Origin of the sequence: Aquiflexum sp. (genome assembly GCF_041751335.1) — a bacterium.
GTDB lineage: Bacteria > Bacteroidota > Bacteroidia > Cytophagales > Cyclobacteriaceae > Aquiflexum.
Map to the genome: position 1 here is coordinate 1 of NZ_JBGSXS010000289.1, position 10084 is coordinate 10084.

A 10084-nucleotide genomic window follows, 5' to 3' on the forward strand; every position below is an offset into this window, starting at 1 on the left:
TCCTGAATAATATACATTTCCCGATCCGGTAGCCCTGACATTCAGGCTTTCCACATCACCGATTTGGGTTTGGCCGGAACCGGTCTTTGTGATGGTTGCTTCTTCTACTGAAACTTCCTCGCCTTTGAAGTCACCTGAACCGGTCTGGGTCAAAGAAAATTCGCCTACTGATCCTCCTGATACTGCAATGTATCCTGATCCAGTGATGTTTACTGATAAGTTATCCGCAGAAACATTCTTCAAATTGATATTTCCTGAACCGGTATTTCCCAGCGATAAAGAACCGGTACTGATGTCAGATTCCATTTTGATACTTCCAGAGCCTGTACTCTTTAGGCCCTCGACTTCTCTTACCGTCACATAGACCGTCAATCCAAGATTGCGGTAATTCCCTTTTTCAAGGGAAATTTTTAAAGTATTGTTGTTCACTTCAGTAATGACCTTATCAAGGGAAATGTTGGTAGATTCCAAGCGCACTTCTTCCTTTTTGCCAGTCGTAACGATCACATCCCAACTCCCACTGGAGTGGATTTTGGTAAAACTTCCAGGGTTACGGGTTTCAGATCCCTGCGCCAACACGGTGACTGCAATAAAGAAAAGGGATAAGGAAAGGATGATGGGTTTTAAATTGTTCATGGTCGGAAAGTAAAATTGGAGTTTTAAATAATATTGGTTCATACTTCATATGCCACAGATTGTGCCAATGGAAAAAAAGGGGTTCAAAACCTTAAATTTGACCATTTAATAAGATTTAAATGTCCGTCGGGTGCTCGTTTTGTTCGCTATCGGGCAAATGGGGGAGGAGATAGAAAGGATAAAGGATAAAGGATGAGGGATAAAGGGGATGCGTTATTGCGAGTAGTTAACATTTTGTAAATGTTCAGAATAGGTAATGACATCAAGTCACCTGCTAGGCCGCCGTCATCCTGAGGTACGAAGGATCTCCAGAGGTCCTATTTATGTGTATTTTAATCATTTCCTGATCCTCATGAGATGCTTCTCCCGATAACTATCGGGATCAGCATGACGGCCGCTCCGATTTACGTCATTGGCAAGTACGAGGAATCTCAAATGCAAAGGTTCCCCTACTAAAAAAATCCAAACCCCCACAACACTTCCATAAACCTAACCGTCCTGTAAAAGAATCTAAACCACGAACTATGAATTTTAAACCCACATTCAACCTATTGCTGATTTTCGCGCTTTTCCTTCTTGGAAGTTGTGATGAAAATGCTGAACCCACTATTTTGTCCCAAGAATTAGAAGGCACTTATTCAGGAACTTTCCAAAGGTTTTCAGGGGAAACGGCTGGTGAAATCGCTTTGGTAGAATTGAATTTTGAAAATGGGAATTGGGAAGGAACATCCAGCATACAAAAATATCCGGCTTTGTGCAATGGCACTTACAAAATAGAAAATCAAAAAATCACCTTCACCAATAGTTGCTTTTGGACGGCAGAATTTGATTGGACACTGATTTTATCCGGAACCTACGTACTTGAACAAAGCCAAAACACTTTGAAGTTTGAAAGAATCCTTGGCACAGGTGAAAATCAGATCAGGGATGTATATGTTTTTGAGATTGCTCCATAAATAAGCTTTCCTACCCCCACTCGCAACTATACGGGATCCAAAAATAAGGAGGTATAGATGCTCTCGACAGCTGTACGGGACAACAACTAGCACATTACATTAGCCAATCTTCACCCAGATGGGATAAAGGATAAAGGTGGTTCCGCAATGGAAGCAAAGGTTCCGCAAGGGACTCAATGGCAAAAGCTCTCTGTTCTTGGCTCTCGTTTCTCGCTTCTCGCCTATTGTTTCGGATCTTTACTCTCGCTTATTTGGTTCTTGACTCTTGATTCTTGTTTCTTAGTTCTTGCCTCTTGCATCTCGTTTCTCGCTTCTCGCTTCCCGCCTCTTCTTTCTCGCATCTCGCTTTTCACTTCTCCCCTACTCATCCTTAATCGAATCCACCGGATTGGCCCAGGCTGCCCGAAGGGCTTGTGAACCTACTGTCAGTATGGCAATTATGAATGTGAGCCCACCTGCCAGAGCAAATGTCCAAACTGATATCCCTGCCTTGTAGGGAAAATCAGATTGCCAGGTATCGAGGGCCCACCAAGAAAGTGGAAATGCCAATAATAAGGCAAGTGCCACCAACACAACAAACTCCTTACTGACCAATTTGATCAGGCTTTCACTGCTGGCACCGAGAACTTTGCGGATTCCGATTTCCTTGGTTTTTTGCTGGACGGTATATGCCGCCAAGGCAAACAAACCCATACAGGATATAAAGATGGCGATGATCCCTCCTACCAAAAAAGCCTGTCCCAACTGCTGTTCCTTTTGATATTGAACTGCATAACGCTCATCCATAAAGAAATAGGAAAATGGATTACCTGGAAAAATACCCTCATAGGTTGCCTTGATCGATTCCAGATTCTCTTTCATCTGAACACTTTTGACTACCATACTAAAATAACCCGAAGCTTGTGAAGGCAAAAACACCATTGGCATGATCTCCTCTTTGAGGGACATATGGTGGTAATCCTTGATCACTGCCACCACTTCATAGGGACCTTCTCCCCACAGGATATTTTGACCGACCGCATCTTCGGCAGTTTCAAATCCCAACGTCAATGCCCCTTTCTCATTGAGCATCAATTTCTTTGTTTTACCATAACCTTGTGAAGCTTCTTCAATAGAAAAATCCCTCCCTGCAAGTAATGAGATGCCATAGGTATCTGTAAATTCCTCGTCCATGATCATCATCCCATAGGATTTGTCTTTGTCCTCAGGTCTGGGAACCATCGGGGTAATCCCGCTTGCAAAGAAATTGTAGCTGATTCCTGGCAATGCATTGGAAGTCCCCAGTTTTTCCACAAAAGTCTGGGACCTGAGCGAGGATTTAAAAGCCGAAATCTTGGAGGCACCATTTTCACCTACATCACTGGGACCTTCAACGACCAATCTCTGAGAAATCTCCATTCCAAGGTTTTGGCTTTGCATAAAGCTGAGTTGGTCCCTGACTGCTATGGTACCAACTATGATGGTCACTGAAATAGCAAATTGAAGGGTGACAAGTGATTTCTTTAGGGTTTGGCTGTTCTTTGGTTGAAAATTAATTTGAAATTGCTGTCCAAATTTTCCGGAAAGCACCACGACATAAATCCCTGACAGGATGGTACAGGTACCAAAAATGGCAATAATCACAAACCAAAATGCACGTAAAAAATATGCCTCGTACCAAAGCTGCTGACCGAAGATCTGTTCAAAGGGAACTTCAACCAGGTTGACAATCAAAGCTGAAATACCCAATGCCACCACCATCAACAACAATGTCTCCATCATAAACTGTTGTGCCAATTGCCAACTGCCCGCCCCGAATACTTTTCTCACTCTTATCTCCTTAATTCTGGTAAGGATATTGGCTGCGGAGAGATTGAGGTAATTGACATAAGCAATTCCCAAAATCATCAATGCAATGGCGGCAAATACCAAGACCGTTCCCATGCTGCCCTCTGTGGGCATTGGATCCGAAACAGAGTTTCCAAGGTGAATTTCAGATAGTGGTTGTAAATAGGCAGTTAGGCCTTTTGAATCGGGGTTTTGCCGGATATATCGGGTGATCTGTTTTTCTAAGAAATGTTTGTCTGACCCGGATTTGATGGTTACAAATAAATTGACGAATCCGGATTCAAGACCATTGGGATTTGCCCAATCGTTTCCATTTCTGTTGGCTTCATTTTCCAAAGTATGAAAGGACAAAAATATCTCCCCTTTGATATCAGATCGGTTTGGAATATCATCCAAAACACCGGTGACCGTATATGCTGTTTTTCCAAATTGGTTAATGACCTGTATTGTTTTACCAATCCCATTTCCATGGGCAAAAAACCTCTTTTCCAGTTTTGATGAAATCACCACAGTATTGGGTTGTGTCAGGTCGGCATTGCCACGTTGAATTGGAAAGGAAAACGAACTGAAAAAATCACTATCGACAAACATTACCCAATCTTCTTTAAATGATTCTTGGGTTTCAGGGATAATAACCAACCCTCCTGCAATCTGACTTACCAAAGTATTAATAGTTTTGATTTGGGGAAATTGATCCTCCAAAATAGTTGCGTGTCCGGGAGGAAGGTAGATTTCCGGTCCATTGACATCATCAGCCAATACAAGTCTGTAAATATTATCCTTGTTGACATGAAAATCATTGTAAGTCCATTCCGATGCCACGAATGAAAAAAGCAAAAGAAAAGAACTCAGACCAAGAACCAATCCGGAAAGGTTGATAAAAGTGAAAAGCCTCCTTTTGGAAAGACTTCTCCAAGCGATGGTGAAATAGTTTCTGAGCATCTTAATAACAGGTTTATAGAGAGATAAGTATTATTGCAATTGCGAGTTCTGTGCCATAGATAATCCTCGAAATTTAAGTGATTTTGGGATTTGGGTTTTTGGATTAATTTAAATCCGACCAAAAATGTCCGTAGACGGGCAATGAGGAATTAAATTAAAAAGTATTCGAATCTCTCGGCTTTTCAAATCGGAACGAAAATAATTCTAAAAGTAGCAGGCTTCAAGTTTCTTTGACTTACTGATATTTGAAATAAATACAATGTACAATTACACGTGGGTCAGCAAAAACTCTGCATCAATATTCAGTTTTTCATGAGCTGCCTTTAAAAAAGAGACATCAGGATCCCGTTTTCCACTCAATATCTGAGAAAGTTTTGGTGCACCAATCCCCATTACTTCAGCAAGGTTTGCTTGAGAGAGCCCAAGCTCAGCCATTTTATATTCTATAGCCTGCCTCAAGGTATTTGGCTTAATTGGCATCAGTTTCAATGTATTGTCTTCGTAAGCCTCGGCAAGTTCAGAAAGGGTGGACAACATCATTGCTTCCTCTTTTGCCAATTCATGAAAGCCACCTATAGCAGTTGCTTTTTCCAGAAGCGACTCTATTGTTTTCATTACTGCCTTGTATTCTTTTTCTGTACGTATTTTAGTTAACATCCCGAATCAACTTAGATGGTTGAACAATCAATTTTATCATACTCTGCATGGGTTCCAATAAAGCGGATATAAACCGTTCTAATATCAAAGAATACCATTGCTACCAATCTGTACTTATTGCCTTTGATATTGAATACATAACGGTCATTCCCGACATAGTCCACAGAATTAAAAGTCTCTTTAACTTCCGTAAATGTGGCCCAATCAGCCAATTTGGCTTTCCTCCACCAATCATTCAAAGCCTCTATGGCATCTGCATGATTTCTGCCAAATTCAATGAGCTTCGTCTTGGATATAACTACCATCAGTTTAAATTAATTTCAAAATTAGAAATTAAATTTTATTTTTTGAAATTAGTTTTTAACAAAAATATTCAATTTGTGAATGAATCGGGATGATAAGCATCTCCCATAATTAAAAGTAATTCTTGAAAACTTGAATTACTCCCGAACACTGTACAGGATCCAAAAATAAGTAGGTAGGGACAAGCCTGTCTGCCGAACAGGCAGGCGTTTAGAATAGCTTCAGTGAAGCTATTTAGCGAGTAGCCTGAATGCAGGGTGGGCAGCAATCTACACCTAGATGGGGTTTATGAAGCTGAGTTTATCCCATGTGACTAAATGAAAATTAGAAAACCAAACTACAAATTTGCACAAGTCCCCAGCTATATTTTATACAATTTTTTTGAGAGCATGCGGCATTACCTCAATTCCTTTTTAAAGTCGACCCATACTTCTTTAAGGTATTCTGGTAATTTACACTCAAATCTATTTATGTCTGGGTGAGTCATTGTAGAGAATTCGTAGTCGCCAAGATTTTCTTTGATCGAAGTATAATGAAGGTATGGTATTAACTTTAAAACATCTGGATTCTTTTTATAATAGATTTGTATTCTATAAGCTAAAATAAAATTTATCTGTCTGTTTATTGGTGTTGTAAGTTTCTCAATCGATTCTGATAACTTAAAATCTTTAATGTCTACTTCTTTTATTTCTAAGTCATTGAGATAATTTGAAATTGTTAAGGTTTTATATTTCTCAAAATTTGGAGCATACCAATTAAGCCCCATTACTCCTGGATTAGTTGTCCATTTAACCCCAATTTTTTCAAGCATAATAAATGACATAGACTCACAAAAAGATTCAATCAGCCAATTATTATTTCTTGGGTCGGAATATACGTGAACCATTTCATGGGAGAATTGGTAAGTCAATTGGTCATAAAACCTCTCATCACTCGTCAGCCCTATAAGATAAATTGATGGTAAAACAGTTGTTATAGTAATTGGATGATTTGGGTACTTAATCACTTTTATTGGTTTGTTACCTAAAAATGGTCCCGATGGAATTAGGATATTAAATTCAAAAAAAATGTCAAGGAGAAGTTTTTTCACATCTCCATTTACTTTCATGTCACTCGAAATTTGTACACTAATATTCATTGCCTTAGTGCCCTAAGCATGTTAAAAGCAGGTTTTTTCATTCTTCAATTATTGGTTTTACAAATTCTATTAAGGAAACTCGTCCTTGAATGTCTTTTATAGTAACCTGCATAATCATCCCATCGCAATCTTCCAAGTCCATCGGATCGTTTACTTTAAATTTCACTGGTTGTGGCTCTCCACCATTAATGGCAATATTGTCAGCGTAAAGGTAAGTTCTACTGGAAGTGTCTAGAATTGGATTCAACCGACCTTTTAGACTTGGTATATATCCGGTATTATTACAGATTATCGAACCTATATTCTCAGATGAATGAACTGAAATTTCAATGTCATTCGCAGGGTCAATTTTTTCAACTATATAAGCAGGATAGTTTGGATTCGCAAAATACAGTTTATAAATTCTTCTAGTGTTAATTACAAATGTTGCAACCCCTTCATTGTCTGTCTTGTTATTTAGGTAAGTATTGTTGTCAGCGATTAAGAATAGGTCAGCACCAATAAATGGTTCCCCTTTTTCATTTTTCAATACTACTTTAAAATTAGAAGGGTGTATTTTAGGGATTTTGATAAGCGGAGAAAGGCTTTTCCTAACTTGCTCACTAGGAATTGTTCTTCCACTTAAAACGAGTTTTTTGAAAATCACTTCACAAAAGTCATTAGCACTTTTGTCATTCAAAGAAATATATCCGATTGTTGAAAGTAAGCCAGGGATTTCTGTTTTGTCAAACCTTGCAGGTAAAATATACTCTTGGTTCTCTTGGAATGCTCGGCTTTGCATTGACTGTCTTTCGTGGTTTGTCCACATTTTATTATTGTAGCTCTCAGAAATAAACATAATTGTATAAAGTGCTTTATTTCTGTAAATGTCGCTCAGGTATTCATAAAGGTTCTTGCCCCATAAATTTGCTTCTTCAAATTTATCATAGAATACACTTATTCCTTTCAACTTAAGAATGTTTGCTACTTCGTCAACATAGTTCCTGTCTTCACCTGCGAATGATAATGCTATGTCAAATTCTATTTGTCGTGTCATTTTAAACTTGATTAAAAATCAATTCCTCTTTAAAAGAGGAAACAATACCATCCTGTTATACTTTCCACAATATTGTGGAAATTCTTCCAAACACAAACTTACCCGTTCCCCACCAAACAAAAAATCCCCTGTTCAGGCTATTTTTACCAAAATCAGAAGTAATATATTTCCAGGTACAGACGAAAATTCACCCAATTTTGATAAAATTTTCAGGTACAGACGAAAATTACTACATTTAACTAGATATTTTCAGGTATGGACGACAAATTCAAAACTTTAGCTAAGTATAACTTTTGGGATGGAAATATTCCTGAATTGGGGTATCTGAGAAAAAGCTACACGGATAATATTTTTAACTACACAGGTAACAAGCTAGTCAAAGTGCTTGTGGGTCAGCGCCGTGTCGGCAAAAGTTATCTGCTGAGACAAATAGCCAAAAGGCTGATCGATGAAGGGACAGATCCCAAAAACATCCTGTATAACAACAAAGAATTTATCGGTTTTGATTTTATAAATAATTACAAGGTCCTCGAAGAGGTGTTGGAATTTTACACCTCCCAATTAAAACCTGAAGGAAAAAAGTACCTCTTCATTGATGAAATACAAAACGTGGATGGTTGGGAACATTTTGTCAATTCCCATTCACAGGATTATATGGAACCTTATGAGATTTTTGTAAGCGGATCCAATTCAAAGATGCTTTCAGGGGAACTTGCTACTTTGTTGTCGGGCAGGTATGTGAATTTTGAGATTTTCCCTTTTAGTTTTTCGGAATTTGTGGGGATTACATCAGGGGAATTTTCCAAGCAAAACTATATACAATATATGGAAGGCGGGGCTTTGCCTGAGTTATTTGTCCTTCCAAATGAAGAAACCAAACGAAACTATATAGCAGCTATCAAAGACACCGTACTTCTTCGTGATATTATTCAGCGGCACAGTATCAAAGATCCCAAGCTTTTGGAGGATGTATTTATCTATTTGGTAAACAATGCCTCGAATTTGCTGTCAATCGCCAATATTGTCAACTTCTTCAAAAGCAACAAACGCAGTACCTCCTACGAAACTGTTTCAAACTACATCGGATTTATTACCGATACTTTTCTGGCCCATAAAGTCGAGCGCTACAACATCAAAGGAAAGGAAACCATCTCCGGCAATGCCAAATACTATATCAACGACCTTGCATTCAGGAATTTTCTTTATCCCGGGTTTGGATATGGGGTTGGTTATAAACTTGAAAATCTTGTTTTTCTGGAGTTGAGGAGAGCAGGATATCAGGTCTATGTGGGAACTTTGGGAAACAAGGAGGTGGATTTTGTTGCCAGCAAAGGAGACCGCATCATTTATGTACAATGCGCATATCTTTTGGTAGACGAAGAGACCATTCGACGGGAATATGCACCATTGGAAGCCATACCAGATAATTATGAAAAAATGGTGGTTTCACTAGATGACTTAGCCTTACCTTCCAATCAAGGCATTAAACATTTCCAAGCTTGGAATCTAAACGGCGTTTTTTGAGACGAAAGACTTGGAGGCTTACCGATCATTTTGACCCAATTTCAAAAGGTTCATAAGACATCCAATCCACCTCCAATTCATAGGGATTCAGTGGTTTTTCAATAGAATTAGGATTTGTTTCCACTGACCAGTCTTTGGTATGCCAAAAGTTCATCCGATAACGGGTCCGGTGTTGGGGTATTCCCTTGGTAGTGCCTTGATAATCCCACAGCACTATTTTTTCACCACTCCTGGGATGAATCATCCACCATTGAATTCGGTCCGGATACCAATCAAAACCATAAGTGTAAAATCCGGCTGAAGCATCAAAGTCAGGAATAGCCTCAATGGTTTCGGGCTGATTCTGCATACCGGTTAAAAGCGTTCTTTCACCACTGTGGCCTTCTCTGTAGCTTGTGTTATAGATAATTCCTTCTGCCAAGTTGATGGTCCTGCCCACTCTTCTCAGTTCTCCTCGATGGCCGGTCCAAGTGCCTACATAAATGACCGTTGGATCTGCAAGGAGCCATTCAAAATCAATCTCACTCAGTCCGGGTAAGCTGTCTACATGGTAGGTAAAATAGCCTACAACCGCTCCCACATTGGGCTGAACATCTCTTGCATCTGGAACTTTTAGCCGGGCAGCATAAGTACCAAAATGGGTAAAGTTCTTGGAAATTATTTCTGGTCCCCGCCCTGCCCCGGCACTATCCTGTGGATCTATCTTAAAGGATAGAATATTAGTACCTGACTCGATAGAAGAATTCACACCAAGTTTGTATTTAAAATCGGATTTGTTTCCGGTAGATCCATACCTGAAATATTGAGAGGTAGAATCAGAAAAATCCTCCACAAATGCACTATGAAAATCTTGGGTCTGGCAAATTGCTATGAAAGGAATAAGGAATAAGATTGTGGATAAAATTGGAAGTTTCATATTGACATATCTTTGTCTAGTAATTTCATAAATCCATCTATGGACAGAACAGATAATTTCGGGAATGGAATGGATGCTAAGATTGATACTGGATTATCCCACTTTACGAAAATGTTCCTTTTTCCATTTATCAAAAACTGCCTGGGTAT

9 protein-coding genes are annotated in these 10084 nt (G+C 39.1%); 2 read left to right on the top strand and 7 right to left on the bottom strand.

The window, feature by feature from the left end:
* A partial coding sequence (locus ACEW8U_RS16265) for a head GIN domain-containing protein (protein ID WP_373523109.1) occupies positions 1 to 636 on the bottom strand: 636 nt, incomplete at its 3' end.
* Between the two features lie 524 nt (positions 637 to 1160).
* On the opposite strand from ACEW8U_RS16265, the gene ACEW8U_RS16270 reads away from it, so the two are divergent.
* On the top strand, positions 1161 to 1592 hold the full coding sequence (locus ACEW8U_RS16270; RefSeq protein WP_373523110.1) for a hypothetical protein: 432 nt from the start codon (positions 1161 to 1163) through the stop codon (positions 1590 to 1592).
* 360 nt (positions 1593 to 1952) lie between these two features.
* Here ACEW8U_RS16270 and ACEW8U_RS16275 read toward each other — a convergent pair whose 3' ends face one another.
* The 5 genes from ACEW8U_RS16275 to ACEW8U_RS16295 form a co-directional block, all read right to left on the bottom strand.
* Positions 1953 to 4361, bottom strand: coding sequence for an ABC transporter permease (locus tag ACEW8U_RS16275; protein ID WP_373523111.1), 2409 nt, complete (start codon positions 4359 to 4361; stop codon positions 1953 to 1955).
* A 267-nt stretch (positions 4362 to 4628) separates the two neighbouring features.
* Complete coding sequence (locus ACEW8U_RS16280) at positions 4629 to 5018, bottom strand: type II toxin-antitoxin system HigA family antitoxin (protein WP_373523112.1); 390 nt, start codon at positions 5016 to 5018, stop codon at positions 4629 to 4631.
* Between the two features lie 11 nt (positions 5019 to 5029).
* Entirely contained in the window at positions 5030 to 5323 is a 294-nt protein-coding gene (locus tag ACEW8U_RS16285) for a type II toxin-antitoxin system HigB family toxin (RefSeq protein WP_373523113.1), read from the bottom strand.
* Between the two features lie 395 nt (positions 5324 to 5718).
* On the bottom strand, positions 5719 to 6429 hold the full coding sequence (locus tag ACEW8U_RS16290; protein ID WP_373523114.1) for a hypothetical protein: 711 nt from the start codon (positions 6427 to 6429) through the stop codon (positions 5719 to 5721).
* Positions 6430 to 6496: 67 nt separating this feature from the next.
* Positions 6497 to 7495: a TIR domain-containing protein gene (locus ACEW8U_RS16295; protein WP_373523115.1), complete on the bottom strand. Its 999-nt coding sequence runs from the start codon at positions 7493 to 7495 to the stop codon at positions 6497 to 6499.
* Positions 7496 to 7750: 255 nt separating this feature from the next.
* Here ACEW8U_RS16295 and ACEW8U_RS16300 point away from each other — a divergent pair, with 255 nt between their 5' ends.
* Positions 7751 to 9019 carry an ATP-binding protein gene (locus ACEW8U_RS16300; RefSeq protein WP_373523116.1) on the top strand — a complete coding sequence of 423 codons (1269 nt, stop codon included), beginning with the start codon at positions 7751 to 7753 and terminating at the stop codon, positions 9017 to 9019.
* A 25-nt stretch (positions 9020 to 9044) separates the two neighbouring features.
* Here the strand turns inward: ACEW8U_RS16300 and ACEW8U_RS16305 are convergent, their stop codons facing one another.
* A complete protein-coding gene (locus ACEW8U_RS16305; RefSeq protein WP_373523117.1) occupies positions 9045 to 9935 on the bottom strand; it encodes a glycoside hydrolase family 16 protein in 891 nt (296 codons plus the stop codon).
* Positions 9936 to 10084: the final 149 nt, after the last annotated feature.

What these genes read in the sequence shown, in the direction of transcription:
- ACEW8U_RS16295 (WP_373523115.1), bottom strand. Translation starts at nt 7,495, where the DNA reads ATGACACGACAAATAGAATTTGACATAGCATTATCATTCGCAGGTGAA.
- ACEW8U_RS16285 (WP_373523113.1), bottom strand. Translation starts at nt 5,323, where the DNA reads ATGGTAGTTATATCCAAGACGAAGCTCATTGAATTTGGCAGAAATCAT.
- ACEW8U_RS16300 (WP_373523116.1), top strand. Translation starts at nt 7,751, where the DNA reads ATGGACGACAAATTCAAAACTTTAGCTAAGTATAACTTTTGGGATGGA.
- ACEW8U_RS16270 (WP_373523110.1), top strand. Translation starts at nt 1,161, where the DNA reads ATGAATTTTAAACCCACATTCAACCTATTGCTGATTTTCGCGCTTTTC.
- ACEW8U_RS16290 (WP_373523114.1), bottom strand. Translation starts at nt 6,429, where the DNA reads ATGAAAGTAAATGGAGATGTGAAAAAACTTCTCCTTGACATTTTTTTT.
- ACEW8U_RS16305 (WP_373523117.1), bottom strand. Translation starts at nt 9,935, where the DNA reads ATGAAACTTCCAATTTTATCCACAATCTTATTCCTTATTCCTTTCATA.
- ACEW8U_RS16280 (WP_373523112.1), bottom strand. Translation starts at nt 5,018, where the DNA reads ATGTTAACTAAAATACGTACAGAAAAAGAATACAAGGCAGTAATGAAA.
- ACEW8U_RS16275 (WP_373523111.1), bottom strand. Translation starts at nt 4,361, where the DNA reads ATGCTCAGAAACTATTTCACCATCGCTTGGAGAAGTCTTTCCAAAAGG.